This is a genomic window from Microbacterium atlanticum, from assembly GCF_015277815.1.
GTDB lineage: Bacteria > Actinomycetota > Actinomycetes > Actinomycetales > Microbacteriaceae > Microbacterium > Microbacterium atlanticum.
The window spans coordinates 1,272,387-1,289,547 of the sequence record NZ_CP063813.1 but is presented as its reverse complement, the minus strand read 5'-3'; the positions used below and the strand labels follow the sequence as shown (position 1 = coordinate 1,289,547).

Annotated in this window: 18 protein-coding genes; 1 reads left to right on the top strand and 17 read right to left on the bottom strand. The window is 70.5% G+C overall.

Features of this window, described 5'->3' with window-relative positions:
- Positions 1 to 150 precede the first annotated feature (150 nt).
- Positions 151 to 798, top strand: coding sequence for a class I SAM-dependent methyltransferase (locus tag IR212_RS05705; protein WP_194397991.1), 648 nt, complete (start codon positions 151 to 153; stop codon positions 796 to 798).
- A 57-nt stretch (positions 799 to 855) separates the two neighbouring features.
- Here IR212_RS05705 and dapF read toward each other — a convergent pair whose 3' ends face one another.
- The 17 genes from dapF to IR212_RS05620 all read right to left on the bottom strand — a co-directional run bounded on the left by dapF (position 856) and on the right by IR212_RS05620 (position 17,134).
- Positions 856 to 1,743, bottom strand: a complete 888-nt coding sequence (gene dapF, locus IR212_RS05700) for a diaminopimelate epimerase (protein ID WP_194397990.1) — start codon at positions 1,741 to 1,743, stop codon at positions 856 to 858.
- A gap of 34 nt (positions 1,744 to 1,777) precedes the next feature.
- On the bottom strand, positions 1,778 to 2,200 hold the full coding sequence (locus tag IR212_RS05695) for a GNAT family acetyltransferase (RefSeq protein WP_194397989.1): 423 nt from the start codon (positions 2,198 to 2,200) through the stop codon (positions 1,778 to 1,780).
- Positions 2,197 to 3,150 carry a tRNA (adenosine(37)-N6)-dimethylallyltransferase MiaA gene (gene miaA / locus IR212_RS05690; RefSeq protein ID WP_194397988.1) on the bottom strand — a complete coding sequence of 318 codons (954 nt, stop codon included), beginning with the start codon at positions 3,148 to 3,150 and terminating at the stop codon, positions 2,197 to 2,199. The genes IR212_RS05695 and miaA overlap by 4 nt, the downstream gene beginning before the upstream one ends.
- A 76-nt stretch (positions 3,151 to 3,226) precedes the next feature.
- Positions 3,227 to 4,780, bottom strand: coding sequence for a tRNA (N6-isopentenyl adenosine(37)-C2)-methylthiotransferase MiaB (gene miaB / locus IR212_RS05685; RefSeq protein ID WP_194397987.1), 1,554 nt, complete (start codon positions 4,778 to 4,780; stop codon positions 3,227 to 3,229).
- A gap of 65 nt (positions 4,781 to 4,845) precedes the next feature.
- Positions 4,846 to 5,487 carry a regulatory protein RecX gene (locus IR212_RS05680; RefSeq protein WP_228479501.1) on the bottom strand — a complete coding sequence of 214 codons (642 nt, stop codon included), beginning with the start codon at positions 5,485 to 5,487 and terminating at the stop codon, positions 4,846 to 4,848.
- A gap of 110 nt (positions 5,488 to 5,597) precedes the next feature.
- Positions 5,598 to 6,653 (bottom strand): recombinase RecA, encoded by a 1,056-nt coding sequence (gene recA, locus IR212_RS05675; RefSeq protein WP_194397985.1) that lies wholly within the window; start codon positions 6,651 to 6,653, stop codon positions 5,598 to 5,600.
- Positions 6,654 to 6,927: 274 nt separating this feature from the next.
- Entirely contained in the window at positions 6,928 to 7,152 is a 225-nt protein-coding gene (locus IR212_RS05670; RefSeq protein ID WP_194397984.1) for a DUF3046 domain-containing protein, read from the bottom strand.
- Between the two features lie 36 nt (positions 7,153 to 7,188).
- Positions 7,189 to 7,497, bottom strand: coding sequence for a helix-turn-helix domain-containing protein (locus IR212_RS05665; protein WP_109211855.1), 309 nt, complete (start codon positions 7,495 to 7,497; stop codon positions 7,189 to 7,191).
- A gap of 151 nt (positions 7,498 to 7,648) precedes the next feature.
- Entirely contained in the window at positions 7,649 to 8,152 is a 504-nt protein-coding gene (locus IR212_RS05660; RefSeq protein WP_194398758.1) for a CinA family protein, read from the bottom strand.
- Positions 8,149 to 8,721: a CDP-diacylglycerol--glycerol-3-phosphate 3-phosphatidyltransferase gene (gene pgsA, locus IR212_RS05655; protein WP_194397983.1), complete on the bottom strand. Its 573-nt coding sequence runs from the start codon at positions 8,719 to 8,721 to the stop codon at positions 8,149 to 8,151. Before pgsA ends, IR212_RS05660 begins: the two co-directional genes overlap by 4 nt.
- A 50-nt stretch (positions 8,722 to 8,771) precedes the next feature.
- The gene (locus IR212_RS05650; RefSeq protein ID WP_194397982.1) at positions 8,772 to 11,498 is read right to left on the bottom strand and encodes a DNA translocase FtsK; all 2,727 of its coding nucleotides are present in this window, start codon (positions 11,496 to 11,498) and stop codon (positions 8,772 to 8,774) included.
- A gap of 60 nt (positions 11,499 to 11,558) precedes the next feature.
- Positions 11,559 to 12,053: a GNAT family N-acetyltransferase gene (locus IR212_RS05645; RefSeq protein ID WP_194397981.1), complete on the bottom strand. Its 495-nt coding sequence runs from the start codon at positions 12,051 to 12,053 to the stop codon at positions 11,559 to 11,561.
- A 104-nt stretch (positions 12,054 to 12,157) separates the two neighbouring features.
- Positions 12,158 to 13,834: a ribonuclease J gene (locus IR212_RS05640; RefSeq protein ID WP_194397980.1), complete on the bottom strand. Its 1,677-nt coding sequence runs from the start codon at positions 13,832 to 13,834 to the stop codon at positions 12,158 to 12,160.
- Between the two features lie 147 nt (positions 13,835 to 13,981).
- On the bottom strand, positions 13,982 to 14,959 hold the full coding sequence (gene dapA, locus IR212_RS05635) for a 4-hydroxy-tetrahydrodipicolinate synthase (RefSeq protein WP_194397979.1): 978 nt from the start codon (positions 14,957 to 14,959) through the stop codon (positions 13,982 to 13,984).
- Positions 14,960 to 15,024: 65 nt separating this feature from the next.
- Entirely contained in the window at positions 15,025 to 15,789 is a 765-nt protein-coding gene (locus IR212_RS05630) for an SDR family NAD(P)-dependent oxidoreductase (RefSeq protein WP_194397978.1), read from the bottom strand.
- Positions 15,790 to 15,791: 2 nt separating this feature from the next.
- Positions 15,792 to 16,328: a dihydrofolate reductase gene (locus IR212_RS05625; RefSeq protein WP_194397977.1), complete on the bottom strand. Its 537-nt coding sequence runs from the start codon at positions 16,326 to 16,328 to the stop codon at positions 15,792 to 15,794.
- Entirely contained in the window at positions 16,325 to 17,134 is an 810-nt protein-coding gene (locus IR212_RS05620) for a thymidylate synthase (RefSeq protein WP_194397976.1), read from the bottom strand. The genes IR212_RS05625 and IR212_RS05620 overlap by 4 nt, the downstream gene beginning before the upstream one ends.
- Positions 17,135 to 17,161: the final 27 nt, after the last annotated feature.

The window sequence follows — 17,161 nt, the reverse complement described above, 5'->3', positions numbered from 1 at the left end:
CCTTCGTTATGGAGGGGATGCCGTTTTCCGGCGTTCACCGGCCGCTTCCCGACGTCCGTGAATTCTAGTCCTGCTGGGTGCGCGCGGGCCGGGAATCGCGTCCGCGGACGCGTCGCACGCGGACGAGCACCTCCGCTAGGCTCGTCAGCCATGGGGAGCGACCACTACTTCAGTGCGACGCCCGCCAGCCCCGAGAATCTGCGCCGCGTCCGCGTCCGGCTCGCCGGACGCGACCTGGAGGTCACGACCGCCGGCGGCGTCTTCAGCCCCGATCACGTGGACTCCGGCACCGCGGTGCTGCTGTCGAACACGCCCCCGCCCCCGGCGGGCGGGCACTTCCTCGATCTGGGCTGCGGATGGGGTCCGATCGCGCTCAGTCTTGCGCTCGACTCGCCGCGCGCCACGGTGTGGGCCGTCGACGTCAACGAGCGGGCGCTCGACCTGGTCCGCCGCAACGCGGCCGACCTGGGGCTCGAGAATGTCAACGCAGTGCTGCCCGATGATGTTCCCGACGACGTGATGTTCCGCACGATCCGGTCCAACCCGCCGATCCGGGTCGGCAAGAACGAGCTGCACGGACTGCTCGAACGGTGGATCCCGCGGCTCGACGAGCGGGCGGATGCCTGGCTCGTGGTGCAGCGCAACCTCGGCTCGGATTCGCTCCAGCGCTGGCTTGCGGCCACTCTCGACCGGCGCTTCAGCGTCCACCGGGCCGCGACCGCCCGCGGGTTCCGCGTGCTGAAGGTCCGGCGCCACGGATCGCCGCCGAGCGAGCCCATCCGGATTCCGGAGCTCTGACGCGACGCGCGCGCCTCCGGCGGAACGGGGGCGGCGGATCACGACGATGCCGCCGGATCAGGCCAGCGTGACCTCGCCCGAGTAGACCAGGGTCGCAGGGCCCGAGAGCAGCACGTGACGCTCACCGTCGACCTGCGGCATCCGGACTCCGAGGGTTCCCCCGGGCACGTCGACGGTCCAGCGGTCCGGGGCGGCGGGACCCGCCCAATGACGCACCGCCAGCGCCGCCGCCGCGACACCTGTCCCGCAGCTGAGCGTCTCACCGACGCCGCGCTCGAACACGCGCATGCGGATGAGGCCGACGCCCTCGCGGACGAGCGGGTCGCTGGGCACGACGAACTCGACGTTGGCGCCGTGCGGCGGCTCGGGCTGCAGCAGCGGCTGCGCCGCCAGGTCCAGGCCCTCGAGCTCCGACTCGTCCGGCAGTGCGACGACGACGTGGGGATTTCCGACGTCGATGCCGATGCCGGGACGCGGCGCTCCGCCGCCGCGCGTGCGGACGAGCACCTCGGACGCCTCGACCCGCCACGGCCCGAGGTCGACTTCGTATCCGCGCTCCCCCGGCGCGCCGTCGCTGCGTGTGACCGTCTTCACGCCCGCGCGCGTGCCCACAGCCAGGGGGGCGGCGTCCAGGTCGGCCCAGCCGACGTCCACGAGATACCGCACGAACACCCGCACGCCGTTGCCGCACATCTCCGCCTTCGAGCCGTCGGCGTTGCGATAGTCCATGAACCACTCGGCACCGGACGCGGCGGCTTCGGCGCCTTCGAAGATCGCGCTCGAGCGGACGACCCGGAGGATCCCGTCGCCTCCGATGCCGAACCGGCGATCGCAGAGCACCGCGACCTGGTCGTCGGTGAGGTCGAGCGCTCCCTCGGGGTCGGGAACGATCACGAAGTCGTTGCCGGTGCCGTGGCCCTTGGTGAACGCGATCGTCGTCGGCATCGTTCCAGTCTAGGGTCGCTGCGCGGAGCGCCCGTCAGTCGGCGATGAGGCGCTTGCCGGTGGCCCAGATGTCGAACGGCTCGTAATCGAGGGAGTCGTAGAATCCGCGCGCCACCCCGTTCTCGGGCCGGACCATCAGCTGCACCTTCGGGCAGCCCATCGCCAAGAGGCGGTCCTCAGCCTCGCCGACCAGACGCCTGCCGATTCCCTCTCCGCGACGGTCGGGGGCGCTGGCGAGGTAGTACAGCCAGCCGCGGTGCCCGTCGTAGCCCGCCATCACGGAGCCCACGACCAGCCGGTCGTCCACGGCGACGAGGAAGAGCTCGGGCTGCACCGAGAGCTTGCGGCTGATGTCCTGGTAGGGGTTGTTCCACGGACGGGTGAGCCCGGTGGCCTGCCAGAGCGACACGACGGCCTCGGTGTCGGCGACGTCGAAGGGGCGGATGGCGATCGTCATGGCATCGAGTCTGCCAGGGCCGCGGCATCCGCTGACCGCTCGACCCAGCGCACGGCCTCGTAGCGCCGGAACCACGACACCTGCCGACGGGCGTACCGGCGGGTGAGCGCCTGCGTCTCGGCGATCGCCTCCGCTTCGGTCATCTCGCCCCCCAGCTGCGCCAGCGCCTGGGCGTACCCGATGGCGCGTCGCGCGGTGATGCCGCGCTGGAGGCCGGACTCGCGCAGTTCCCGCACCTCGTCGACGAGCCCCTCGCGCCACATCGCCCGGACGCGCTCGTCCAGCCGCCTGACCAGCTCGTCCCGCGGCGCCCCCACCCCGACGATCCGCGTCTGCGGCTGCCACAGCGTGGGCTCCTCGGGAAGTGCGGCGCCGTGCGTGCGCTCCCCGAGTTCGAGCACCTCGAGTGCGCGCACGAGGCGGCGGCCGTTGCGGGGGTCGATCCGCTCGGCCGTGGCCGGATCCAGCTCGCGCAGCCGCGCGAAGAGCGCCCCCGGCCCGCTGCGGTCGAGTTCCGACTCGAGTCGGGCGCGCACCTCCAGGTCGCGTGGCGGGAAGCGGAAGTCGAACAGCACGCTCGAGACGTACAGTCCCGATCCGCCGACGAGCACAGCATCGGCACCGCGCGCGTGGATCCGGGTGATCGTTTCGCGCGCGGTCTGCTGGTACCAGGCCACGGCGGCCTCTTCGGTGACGTCCAGGACGTCGAGGAGATGATGACGGATGCCGCGCCGCTGCGCCTCCGGGAGCTTCGCCGTCCCGATGTCCATGCCGCGGTACAGCTGCATGGCGTCGGCGTTCACGATCTCGGCCGGGCGGCCGCGCGCCGCGAGGGCCTCGGCCAGGTCGAGCGAGAGCGCGCTCTTGCCGGTCCCGGTGGCGCCGACGATTGCCCACAGGCGAGGCCGACGCCCCTCGCCTCCCTGGTCTCGCGCTGTGGAAACCGGCATCCGCGCCGTCAGCTCCCGCCTGCGAGCGCAGCTCGGGGTGCCGCGAGCACGCCGGACCGCCGCACCGTCGGCGCCCTCAGACGCCGACGCGCAGCGTCGGCAGTCCGAGGGACACGGCGCGGGCGCCGGCGGAACCCGCCGCCCCGGGGGCGGGGATGCCGCACGACTCCGCCTGCGCCCGGTCCCACGCGTCGCCGGACCGCGTGCGGCGGATGCGCAGCGGCGCGCCGCCGGGCGCGTCGGCGAGGAGGTGGAAGGGTGCTGCGTGGGTCACGACGACCGACACCACGTCGCCCGGACGAGGCGTGTCCGATCCGGCCGGAACCTCGAAGTGGACGAGCCGGTTGTCTTCGGCCCGCCCGGTCAGGCGGTGCGTCTCGGCGTCCTTCTTGCCTTCACCGGTGGAGACGAGGAGGTGCACCTCACGGCCGAGCAGCTTCTGGTTCTCTTCGAGCGAGATGCGCTCCTGCAGGGCGACGAGGCGCTCGTAGCGCGCCTGCACGACCTCCTTGGGCACCTGGTCGGCCATGGTGGCCGCGGGGGTGCCTTCGCGGATCGAGTACTGGAAGGTGAAGGCGCTCGCGAACCGGGCCTGCTCGACGACACGCATCGTGTCTTCGAAGTCCTCGTCGGTCTCGCCCGGGAACCCGACGATGATGTCGGTCGAGATCGCGGCGTCGGGCATTCTGGCGCGTACCCGGTCGAGGATGCCGAGGAACCGCTCGCTGCGGTAGGACCTGCGCATCGCCTTGAGGATCCGGTCGCTGCCGGACTGCAGCGGCATGTGCAGCTGCGGCATCACGGCCGGCGTCTCGGCCATCGCGTCGATGACGTCGTCGGTGAAGGCGGCGGGGTGCGGGCTGGTGAAGCGGATCCGCTCGAGTCCTTCGATCTCGCCGGCTGCGCGCAGCAGTTTGCCGAACGCCTGGCGATCGCCGAACTCGACGCCGTAGGAGTTGACGTTCTGACCGAGGAGGGTGACCTCCATCGCGCCGTCGTCGACGAGCAGCCGGATCTCGTTGAGGATGTCGCCGGGGCGGCGGTCCTTCTCCTTGCCGCGAAGACTCGGCACGATGCAGAACGTGCACGTGTTGTTGCAGCCGACCGAGATCGACACCCAGCCGCTGTACACGCTGTCGCGCTTGGTGGGAAGGGTGGACGGGAAGATCTCGAGCGACTCGAGGATCTCGAGCTCGGCCTCGTCGTTGTGCCGGGCACGCTCGAGGAGGCGAGGAAGGGAGCCCATGTTGTGGGTGCCGAACACCACGTCGACCCACGGCGCCTTCTGCTGGACGACGTCCTTGTCCATCTGCGCGAGGCAGCCGCCGACGGCGATCTGCATGCCGGCGCGCTTGTCCTTGCGCGACTTCAGGTGACCGAGGGTGCCGTACAGCTTGCCGGCCGCGTTGTCGCGCACCGCGCAGGTGTTGATGACGACCACGTCAGCCTCTTCGCCGGCTTCGGCGCGGACGTAGCCGGCGCTCTCGAGCGAGCCGGAGAGCCGCTCCGAGTCGTGCACGTTCATCTGGCAGCCGAAGGTGCGCACCTCGTAGGTGCGGGCCCGGCCGTCGACGTCGTGCGCAGCCGGTGACGGCGCGATGAGGGTCGGGGTTGCGGAGGGCGAAGACATGATTCCGCCATTCTACGAGCGCTGCCGAAGAGTCAGCCGACCGGCCCTGCGAGCGCGGACGACGCCTACTCGAAGCGCACGCGGCGACCCGGCTGCGCGACCTCGTCGAGCGCCGTGCGCGCCGCCTGCAGCGCGACCGAGCCGCCGTAGCCGCGTCGGGCCAGCTGACCGGAGAGTCGACGGAGGGCGACGTCGCGGTCGAGCCCACTCATCGATCCGGCCTTCGTACGGGCGAACTCGAGGGCGCGACGGGCATCGTCGTCAGGCAGAGCATCAAGAGCTGCGTCGGCGATGCCGCGCGGGATTCCGCGCTTGGCGAGAGTCTGCGCGATGACGGTGCGCCCCTGTCCTTTGCGGTCGACTCCGGCATGGATCAGCTGATCGGCCAGCTTGGCATCGTCCAGATACCCCATCCGCAGGAACGCGCCGATCACTCCTTCGATCGCCGCGTTGTCGAGACCTCGCTCGGCCACCACGGCGCGAGCCTCGCGCACCGAGAGGGAGCGGGTGCGGAGCTTCTTCAGCAGCGTCTTCTCGGCGATCTCGCGTTCGATCTCACCGCACGCGTCGTACCCATCGCCGTGCCCGTCATCCCCGTCGTAGCCGTCATCGTCGGCAGCCTCGGCCTTGCCACCGCGCGGATCGTCTGCCCAGGTGTCGTTCCAGCCCCCGGGCCCTGCGAACGGCGCCGCCTCGCGCTGCGGCACCGGGCGAGGCACCGCCGTGTGAGGCCGCTGTGCGCCGCCGCGGGGGAAGAGAGGAGTCACGGGGGCGAGTCCGTCGCCGGACTCGCCCCCGGGTTCGCTGAAGCGCACCATCACGCAGGGCGGCGCGCCGCCAGCTCGTCTCCGGCCGCGCCGTCAACCGCGCCCTTGGGCACACCGATGCCGAGCTTCGTCTTGATCTTCGACTCGATCTCAGCGGCGACATCCTCGTTCTTGATGAGGAAGTTGCGCGCGTTCTCCTTGCCCTGCCCCAGCTGTTCGCCGTCGTAGGTGTACCACGCGCCCGACTTCTTGACGATGCCGTGCTCCACGCCGAAGTCGATGAGGCTGCCTTCACGCGAGATGCCGACGCCGTAGAGGATGTCGAACTCCGCCTGCTTGAACGGCGGCGCCATCTTGTTCTTGACGACCTTCACCCGCGTGCGGTTGCCGACCGCCTCTGTGCCGTCCTTGAGTGTCTCGATGCGTCGGATGTCGAGCCGCACGGACGCGTAGAACTTCAGAGCCTTGCCGCCGGCGGTGGTTTCGGGCGAGCCGAAGAACACACCGATCTTCTCGCGGAGCTGGTTGATGAAGATCATCGTGGTGTTGGTCTGGTTGAGCCCACCGGTCAGCTTGCGGAGAGCCTGCGACATGAGCCGCGCCTGAAGACCGACGTGCGAGTCTCCCATCTCACCCTCGATCTCGGCCTTGGGCACGAGGGCTGCGACGGAGTCGATGACGACGAGGTCGATGGCGCCCGAGCGCACCAGCATGTCGGCGATCTCGAGCGCCTGCTCACCGGTGTCGGGCTGCGACACGAGCAGCTGGTCGATGTCGACGCCCAGCTTCTGTGCGTAGTCGGGGTCGAGCGCGTGCTCCGCGTCGACGAACGCGGCGATGCCGCCGGCGCGCTGCACGTTGGCGATGGCGTGAAGGGTCAGCGTCGTCTTGCCCGATGACTCCGGCCCATAGATCTCGATGATGCGGCCGCGCGGAAGGCCGCCGATGCCGAGGGCGACGTCGAGGGCGATGGAGCCGGTCGGCACGACCTCGACGGGCGCGCGCTCGTCGCTGCCGAGGCGCATCACCGAGCCCTTGCCGAACTGCCGGTCGATCTGTGCGAGGGCCGACTCCAGGGCCTTCTCGCGGTCAAGGGGTGATGGCATGACGTGCTCCTCTGTGCTCGCGTTCCGTCGCCTGTAGGCTGTCGCGCTCCGACCCGGCGGGAGGGATGCTGCGACAAGGCGTGTGGTGTCGTTCGACGTTGTTCACGCTACGGAGGGGCTCCGACATCGGTCTTCGTTCCCCTCAGATCGGTGCAAAACACGTTCTCGACACCTGCTGTGCAGGAGCCTACGCCCGAATCGAACGAAGGTTCGAGGGACACGCCGCGGAACCACGCCGCGGAGCGGCACGTGTCGCTGCCGGCACGGAAGCGGGTCAGCGGCGCCGCAGCTGCTGTCGCCCGACGCCGTACCGCCGCTCGGCGGGAACGTCCAGCTCGTCGCAGAGCGCGAGCCACACCTCGCGGGGATCGACCCCCGCAGCGATCGCGTCCGCCGCCGTGCGTCCGCCGACGGCGGACAGGACGAGATCGGTCACCACGGCGCCGGCGCGCGCTCCGAACTCGTCTGAGACGGCGCGGTGGAACTCACTACGGCGCATGCGTGCGTGCGATTGCGAATACTCAGCCGAAGCGGATCAGCGCAGCGACAGCTCGGCGTCGACCGAGGCCACCAGGTCGTCGGGGACGACATCGGGGAACGTCTGCAGTCCCTCGAGCACCGAAATGCGGTCGCCGACCTCGCGCATGATGGTCGAGATGGGGACGTCGAGCGCTTCGGCCACGGAGGCGAGGATCTCGCTGGAGGCTTCCTTCTGTCCGCGCTCGACCTCGCTGAGGTAGCCCAGCGCGACGCTGGCGCGGCTCGCGACCTGGCGGAGGGTGCGCCCCTTCTGCTGGCGGAAATCACGAAGCACTTCGCCGATCTCTTGACGTACCAGGATCATTTTGGCCCCCTCCTCACTTCAGATTCCGCGGTGTCCGGGTGGACAACAGTACAGCACCGGATGATGCCAATCTAACCCTGCGCGCTGGGCATCGGGTGGGAATCACCGAATGTAACCGAGACGAAACACCGTCTGTTCCCGAGTCGTGACCTCACAGCAGCCGGAGCGCCAGGTCCAGCACTCCGAGCACCGCGCCGTTGCGGATCTCGTCGCGTGTACCGGTCAGGGACAGCGACGTCACGACGGTCGTCTCGGGCGTCGAGACGGCGACGAAGACGGTGCCGACCGGCCGGCCATCCTGCGGATCGGGACCGGCGACCCCTGTGGTGGCCAGGCCCACATCCGCCCGGAGGACGCGCCGCACGCCCCGCGCCATCTGCTCCGCGACGGCCGGGTCGACGGCGCCGCGGGCTGCCAGCAGGTCGGCCTCGACTCCGAGCGCACTGGTCTTGAGATCCGAGGCGTACGCGACGATCCCTCCCCGCACGCTCGCGGAGGCGCCGGGCACGTCGACGAGCGTGGCCGTCACCCGTCCGCCGGTGAGCGACTCGGCCGCCGTGACGGACCAGCCTCGCGCGTCGAGCGCGCGGAGCACCGCGACAGCCTTCTCGGCCAGGGTGGAGGTCGTGCCGTGGTCGGGCGCCGCGCCGCTCACGCGCTCCCCCGCCTCGCGCGGGCGCCGCGCACCTCGCTGACGACGTAATCGATGCCGCTGGCGATCGTGAGGATCACGGCGATCGCCATGGTGACGCCGTTCACCCAGAAGATCCATTCGCCGACGAGCGTCCACAGTGGAAGCAATGCCAGCGACAGGGCGACGCCCTGCGCGAGCGTCTTGAGCTTGCCCATCCACGCCGCCGCCAGCACATGGTCACTGACCACCGCGAAACGGTAGACGGTGATCCCGACCTCGCGCACCAGGACGATGATCGTGACCCACCACGGCAACTCCCCGAGGATCGACAGGCCGATGAACGCGAAACCCGTCAGCACCTTGTCGGCGATCGGATCGAGCAGCTTGCCGAGATCGGAGACGATGTCATGCCTGCGTGCCAGGTAGCCGTCGATGCCGTCGGTCGCGATGGCCACGATGAACAGCGCGGCGGCCCACCAGCGCAGCGGGCCGTCGGCGCCGCCGTCGGCGAGCAGCATCCAAAGGAACACCGGTGCGCACAGGATGCGCACGATCGTGATCGCGTTCGGAAGCTGCCGCGGGATCGCCATGGCCCAGAGCCTATCGGCGCGGACCAGTCCGCCGGGACGAGACGCCGCCGTCAGTCGCGCCCGGTGAGCCCCCACGCGTCTTCCGAGCCCTCATCGCCGTCGACGACGGGGTATCGGTCGTACTGCGTGGCGACGGCATCCGTCCCATAGGGGTCGTCCGCGACAGGAGGCGGCGCTGCGGCTGCCTCGTCGGGGACGTCCTCGCCACGCAGGCGAGCGAGCACCGACGGCAGCTGCTCGACGGTGACCAGCACGTCGCGGGCCTTGGAGCCCTCGGAGGGACCGACGATCTCGCGCGATTCGAGGAGGTCCATGAGGCGGCCGGCCTTCGCGAAGCCGACGCGGAGCTTGCGCTGAAGCATGGACGTCGACCCGAACTGGCTCGAGACGACGAGTTCGGCGGCGGCGAGGAGGAGCTCGAGGTCGTCGCCGATGTCGGCGTCGATCTCCTTCTTCTCGGCGGCTGCCTGCACGTCGGCGCGGTACTCGGGGCGCGCCTGAGCCGTGACGTGCGCGACCACGGCCTCGATCTCCCTCTCGCTGACCCACGCCCCCTGCACCCGGAGGGCCTTGGAGGCCCCCATGGGCAGGAACAGTCCGTCGCCCTGCCCGATCAGCCGATCGGCACCCGGCTGGTCGAGGATCACGCGGGAGTCGGTGACGCTGGTGACGGCGAAGGCCAGACGAGAAGGCACGTTGGCCTTGATGAGTCCCGTGACGACGTCCACGGAGGGTCGCTGCGTGGCAAGGACGAGGTGTATGCCGCTCGCGCGGGCCAGCTGGGTGATGCGCACGATCGAGTCCTCGACGTCGCGCGGGGCGACCATCATGAGGTCGGCGAGCTCGTCGACCACCACGAGCAGGTAGGGGTACGGCTTCAGGACCCGCTCGCTGCCCGGCGGGAGCGTGATCTCACCCGCGACGACCGCCTTGTTGAAGTCATCGATGTGACGGAAGCCGAACGACGCCAGGTCGTCGTACCGCATGTCCATCTCCTTCACGACCCACTGCAGCGCCTCGGCCGCCTTCTTCGGGTTCGTGATGATGGGCGTGATGAGATGCGGCACGCCGGCGTACGACGTGAGCTCCACGCGCTTCGGGTCGATGAGCACCATCCGCACGTCGGCGGGCTTGGCCCGCATGAGCAGGCTCGTGATCATCGAGTTGACGAAGCTCGACTTTCCGGAGCCGGTCGAGCCGGCCACGAGAAGGTGCGGCATCTTCGCGAGGTTGGCGACGACGTAGCCGCCACCGACGTCCTTGCCGACGCCGATGGTCATCGGATGGGTCTGGTTGGTCGCCGCCGCCGAGCGGAGCACGTCGCCCAGAGTCACGATCTCGCGGTCGGTGTTCGGGATCTCCACGCCGATCGCGCTCTTGCCGGGGATCGGCGCCAGGATGCGGACCTCGTTGGAGGCCACGGCGTAGGCGATGTTGTTGGTCAGCGCCGTGATGCGCTCCACCTTCACGCCCGGTCCCAGCTCGATCTCGTACTGCGTGACGGTCGGTCCACGCGAGAAGCCGGTGACGCGCGCGTCCACCCCGAACTGGTCCAGCACGCTCGTGATGGCGCGCACCGTGTCGTCGTTCGCCTGCGAGCGGGCGACATGCGGCGATCCGGCGGCGAGCGAGTGCACCGACGGCAGGCGGTAGGGGGCCGAGGGCGAGTCCACCGCGGTGGGCGATCCGATGCCGTCCAGGCCCGGAAGGGCTCCGTCGTCCTCCGCCGTCTCGGCGTCGTCGCGCAGGGAGGTGCGGGAGGAGGTGGCGGCCTTCGCGGCCGACAGCACGGCGGGGTCGATGACCTCGGTGAGGTCGTCGGTGGCTGCCGGCGGCACCGGCGGGGCCATCGCCTGCTCGAAGCCGCCTTCCACGGAGCCGGGCGGCAAGAGCGCGGTGAGGTCGTCCGAGCCGAGCCCCTCGTCGCCGGGGTCGGTCTCGCGGCCGGTCTTGTTGCGGCGCCACCACGGCAGGGCAGGGTCGCCCTCGTCGTCCTCTGCAGCATCGGCGGAGGCATCCGTCGTCTTCTGCTCCCGAGGCTCGGCCCCGAACATCCACGCGTACAGCTCGCCCAGCCGGCGCCCGATGCGATTGGGAGGCGTCTTGGTGATGATGAGGACGCTGAGCACCGCCAGCAGCGACAGCACGATGTAGGCGCCGACATCGGTGAGCACGAGCGCGAGCGGCTCGCCCACCATCCAGCCGAAGAGCCCGCCCGCCTCGCTGAGCGCCGGAAGCCCCTCGTTGGGCTGCGGACGGCCGCCGGCCACGTGGCAGAATCCGGCGATCGTGAGGATGAGCAGACCGAACCCGATACCCACGCGCCCGTTGTCATGCACCGATGAGGGATGCCGGAACATCCACCCGGCGAGGAGGAGCAGGAGGACGGGCAGCACGAAGGCCTCGCGGCCGATCAGTCCCCCGACGGTGTAGGCGCTGATCGTCTTGGCCACGTCGCTGCCGATGAAGAACCACTCGTTGACGGCGCCGGCGATCGCCAGCAGCACCAGCAGGAACGGGAAGCCGTCGCGGCGCTGCTCCTTCTCGAGCGACTCCGGACCGAACGCCCGGAACAGACCGCCCGTGCCGTGCGCCAGCCCCATCCACGCACGCACGATGAGCGGCGGACGGTCGTCGTCGCCGACGTAGCGCTTGGGTGCGGGTGCCGGTTTGGCGGCGGCGGGCTTGCGGGCCGTCGACGACGCGCCGGAACGCGCGTTCCCGGACGCGCTCGAAGACGCACGCGACCCCTTGGTCGGGCTAGTGCTCCTGGCCATCCCTCCACGGTAGGCGGGGACCCCGACAATTCAGCGCAACCACGCCGCCGCAGGACGTGCTCAGCGCAGGAGCTTGACCATCGTGTCGCGCCCCGGACCGCGCTGCGTGACCGCGAAGCCCTCGCTGCGGTACAGCGTCGTGGCGAAGTTGTCACGCTCGACACTCAGGCTGATCCGCGCATACCCCTGGGTGCGGGCGTGCTCGCACAGACGCTGCAGCAGGGCGCGCCCCACGCCGTGCGCGCGCCAGATGGGCTTGACCCCGATGATGAGCTCCGGAACCCCCGTGCCGACGTAGCCGAAGCCCGGATCGCTGCGAGGAAGGAGCCGGTACCACGCCGCGCCGATCGGCTCGCCCGCCGCCGTCTCCGCGACGAACCCGGCGTCGCCCGGCCGCATCCACCCCGCGACATAGCGCCCGTGCTCGTCGCCGCCGATCACCTCATGGCGGGGCCGTGCGCCGCCCTGACGCCAGTTCGCCGCCTCGACCACCATGTCGCCGAGGAACGAGCCGTCCGCCGGCACAGCGGGACGGACGCGGAAAGAGGATGCCACGACGCCGATCGTACGGCCAACCGTGTTACGGGCGGGCTACGCTTCGATGCTCCGCCCGTCGGTGATCTCGCTACGCTTCGATGCTCCGCCCGTCGGTGATCTCGCTACGCTTCGATCACGAGCGGGACGATCATCGGCCGGCGGCGCAGCGACTGGTTCACCCAGCGGCCGATCGTGCGCCGCACCACCTGCGACAGCGCGTGCTGGTCGCGCACGCCGGACTTGGCGGCCTCGGCGAGCGCGGCGGCGATCTTCGGCTTGACGCTGTCGAAGACGCGGTCGTCCTCGGCGAAGCCGCGGGCGTGGATCTCGGGTCCCGAGATGACCTTGCCCGTGGCGGCGTCGACCACGACGATCACCGAGATGAATCCCTCCTCGCCGAGGATCCGGCGATCCTTCAGGTCGGCGTCCGTGATCTCGCCCACCGTCGAGCCGTCGACGTACACGAAGCCGAGGTCGAGCTGCCCGACCTCGCGCGCATCGCCGTCCTTGAGGTCGATCACCGTGCCGTTCTCGGCGAGCAGGGTGCGCTCGGGGGCGATGCCGGTGTCCTGGGCCAGGCGGGCGTTGGCCATGAGGTGGCGGTACTCGCCGTGCACGGGCAGCACGTTGCGCGGCTTCAGGATGTTGTAGCAGTAGAGCAGCTCGCCGGCCGCCGCGTGACCCGAGACGTGCACCTTGGCGTTGCCCTTGTGCACGACGTTGGCGCCGAGCTTGGTGAGCCCGTCGATGACCCGGTAGACGGCGTTCTCGTTGCCGGGGATGAGGCTCGAGGCGAGGATGACGGTGTCGCCCGGACCCGGCTCGATCGCGTGGTCCAGGTTCGCCATGCGGCTGAGCACGGCCATGGGCTCGCCCTGAGATCCGGTCGACATGTAGACGATCCGGTCGTCCGGGAGGTCCCGCGCCTTCTTGTAGTCGATCAGCACGTTCTCCGGCACGTGCAGGTAGCCGAGCTCCTCGGCGATCGACATGTTGCGCACCATGCTGCGCCCGAGGAGCGCGACGCGACGGCCGTGGGCGGCTGCGGCATCGAGCACCTGCTGCACGCGGTGGACGTGACTGGAGAAGCTCGCGACGATGACCCGGCGGGGAGCCTTGCCGATCACCTGGTCCAGCACGGGGCCGATCGAGCGCTCGAGCGGCGTGAACCCCGGCACGTCGGCGTTGGTCGAGTCGACGAGGAAGAGGTCGACGCCTTCCTCGCCGAGCCGAGCGAACGCGCGCAGGTCGGTGAGGCGGCCGTCCAGCGGCAGCTGGTCCATCTTGAAGTCGCCCGTCGCGAGCACGAGGCCCGCCGGCGTGCGGATCGCGACGGCGAGGGCGTCGGGGATGGAGTGGTTGACGGCGACGAACTCCAGGTCGAACGGCCCCAGGCTCTCGCGCTGCCCCTCGGCCACCGTGAGGCTGTAGGGCTTGATCCGATGCTCCTTCAGCTTCGCCTCGGTGAGGGCGAGCGTGAGCCCGGAGCCGATGATCGGGATGTCGCTCTTGAGCTTGAGCAGGTACGGCACGGCGCCGATGTGGTCCTCGTGACCGTGGGTGAGCACCACCCCGACGATGTCGTCGAGGCGCTGCTTGATCGGCTCGAAGTCCGGGAGGATGAGGTCGACGCCGGGCTGGTGCTCCTCGGGGAACAGCACACCGCAGTCGACGATCAGCAGCTTGCCGCCGTACTCGAAGACGGTCATGTTGCGGCCGACCTCGCCGAGACCGCCGAGCGGCACGATCCGGAGGGTGCCCGCTTCCAGCTCGGGGGGATCGTACGGGGTGGTGGGCATGTCGCTCCTCCAGCTGCGTTGGAGCGCCGCGTTCAGCGGCGCGGTTGTCTCATCGTGTCGAGCGGACGGCGTCCGTGAGGCGGGCGGCCGGGCGGCGGCATCCGCTCGCTCCGGACGCCGCCGCCACGCAGGCTGCCGGCGCCGTGGTCATCTGGTGGTGCCCGACACCTTCGGCAGCGCGCCGCCGGCGGCGGCGTTGCGGTCGGGCCGGAAGTTGGAGAAGTCGGCGCCGGGAACGCCCGACACCAGGGCGAGCTCGTCCTCGATCTTCGCCGCCTCCCACTCCTCGGGCCCCACCAGCGGCAGGCGCACGCGCGGGCTGCCGATGCGGCCGAGGCCGTGCAGGATGTACTTCGCCGAGACGGTTCCCGGCACATGCGTCATGACGGCGCGCACGAGGGGCTCCAGCTGCTTGTGAGCCGCTGTCGCCGCCGCCAGGTCGCCGCGGTTCACGGCGTCCACGATCACGCGGTAGGGCTGCGCGGCGATGTTGGCGGTGACACCGATGAGGCCGGTCGCCCCGATCGCCAGGTGCGGGAGGACGTTGGCGTCGTCGCCGGAGAAGTACATCAGGTCGGTCTGGTTGAGCACGCGGCTGACCTCGCTGAAGTCGCCCTTGGCGTCCTTGATCGCGAGGATGTTCGGGTGCTTGGCGAGCCGCAGGATCGTCTCGTAGCGGATCGGCACGCCGGTGCGCCCGGGGATGTCGTACAGGATCACCGGCAGATCGGTCGCATCGGCGACGAGCCGGAAGTGCGTGAGGATGCCCGCCTGGGTGGGCTTGTTGTAGTACGGCGTGACGATCATGATGCCGTCGGCACCGACCTTCTCGCTGGCCTTGTAGAGCTCGATCGCGTGCGCGGTCTCGTTGGAGCCGCCGCCGGTGATGATCTTGGCGCGTCCGGCCGCCACGTCCTTCCCGACCTCGACCAGGCGGATCTTCTCGGCATCGGTGAGGGTGGATGTCTCCCCCGTGGTCCCGGTCACGACGATGCCGTCGGCGCCGGCGGTGATGACGTCGTCGATGTGCTTCTCGACGGCGGGCCAGTCGACCTCGCCGTCGGCCGTCATGGGGGTGACGAGCGCGACGAGCACCTGTCCGAAGGGGTTGCCCGTATGCGTCATGCTCTCAGGTTATCCGGATGCCGCGACCGCCGCGTGCCGGAGGGCTCGGGCCGCATGCGCCGGTGTCAGCGCCCGCGCTCGCCGATGCGGGCAGCCAGGGACGGCGGTGCGAACCGCGCCGCCGCGACGAGTGCCCGGTAGCGCAGCGACGGAACCGAGACGGCCACCCCACGGGCGGCGTCGCGCAGTGAGGCGGCCACCACGTCACGCGCGTCCAGCCACATCCAGTCCGGCACGCCCTCCTGTCCGGGAGGCAGGCCCGCCCGCTCGTGGAAGTTCGTGTGAGTGTAGCCGGGGCAGACCGCCGTCACGGTGACCCCGCGCGCACCGTACCGGCCGTTGGCCCAGCGGCTGAAGCTGACCAGCCACCCTTTGCACGCCCCGTACGTCGAGCGCGGGATGAACGCCGCGACCGACGCCACGTTGATGATGCGCCCGTGCCCGCGCGCGAGCATGCCGCCCAGCGCCGCGTGCGTGAGGCGCATGGGCACGTCGACGTGGAGGCGCAGGTGGCGGACCTCGTCGGCGATGTCGTTGCGCTCGAAGGCGAGGGGCAGCCCGAAGCCGGCGTTGTTGACGAGGATCTCGATGGGGCGGCTCTCGTCGGCGACCCGTTCGATCACGCGATCCCGCTGGCGCGGCTTCAGCAGATCCGCCGCGAGCACCTCGACCTCGACGCCGTAGACCGTGCGCAGCCGCGAGGCGAGGGCCTCCAGCGCGGTGCGGTCGCGCGCCACGAGCACAAGATCGGCGCCCTTGGCCGCGAGCTGCAGGGCGTACTCGGCGCCCAGGCCCGAGCTCGCACCCGTGATGAGAGCGGTCTTCGCCATGCTCACGCGTCTGCGACCGGGTCTCGGACGAGCGTCAGGAACCGGTAGCAGATGCCCGAGCTCGATGTGTGCCAGCCGTGCGCGGGGTCGATCCGCGCGGGGGTCCAGTCCGCGCGCTCCGGGGCGGTCGTGTCGCCGGGTACCGCCAGGTCGAACTCCGTGACCTCCAGGAGGTCGGCCCGCCCGATCGCCTCGCGGAAGAGCTCCCCGCCGCCGATCACCCAGATCCGCTGCGGGTCGCCCTCCGCCGCCAGCGCGAGGGCGGCTTCGAGGGACGACGCGCGCTCGGCGCCGGCATCCGTCCACTCCTCGCGGCGCGTCACGACGATGTTGCGCCGTCCCGGCAGGGGGCGGAACCGCGCCGGGAACGACTCCCACGTGCGCCTGCCCATCACCACCGGCGCACCGAGCGTCGCTTGCTTGAAATGCGCAAGATCCTCCGGCACGTGCCACGGCATGCCGCCGTCGGCTCCGATGACGCGATCGCGGGCCTCGGCCCAGATGAGGCCCACGGGGCGCGGCGGCGCGACGGCGCTCATACCGCGACGGCGCCGCGGATCGCGGGGTGGTGCTGGTAGCCCTCGAGCACGAAGTCCTCGTAGCGGTAGTCGAAGATCGAGTCGGGCGTGCGCGCGATGCGCAGCGTCGGGTACGGGTACGGTTCGCGCGTCAGCTGCTCGCGCACCTGGTCGACGTGGTTGTCGTAGATGTGGCAGTCGCCGCCCGTCCAGACGAAATCGCCCGGTTCGAGGCCGGCCTGCTGCGCCATCATCAGGGTGAGCAGCGCGTAGGAGGCGATGTTGAAGGGGACGCCGAGGAAGAGGTCTGCGCTGCGCTGGTACAGCTGGCACGACAGCCGGCCGTCGGCGACGTAGAACTGGAACATCGCGTGGCAGGGCGCCAGCGCCATGTCCGGGATGTCCGCGGGGTTCCAGGCCGACACGATGAGCCGCCGGGAATCGGGATCGGCACGGATCTGGTCCAGCACGAGCGCGATCTGGTCGATGTGCTCGCCCGCCGGGGTCGGCCACGATCGCCACTGCACGCCGTAGACGGGGCCGAGCTCACCGTCCGCGTCGGCCCACTCGTCCCAGATCGTCACGCCGTTCTGCTGCAGCCACGCGACGTTCGACTCGCCGCGCAGGAACCACAGCAGCTCGTAGGCGATCGACTTGAAGTGGACGCGCTTGGTGGTCACGAGCGGAAAGCCCTGCGCGAGATCGAAGCGGATCTGGCGGCCGAAGGCGCTCGTCGTGCCCGTGCCGGTGCGGTCGTCCTTATGCGTGCCGTTGTCCAGCACGTCTCGCAGGAGGTCCTCGTACGGGGTCGCGATCGGCGTCGTCACGGCTGCCACGATACCCGCGCCGTCGCG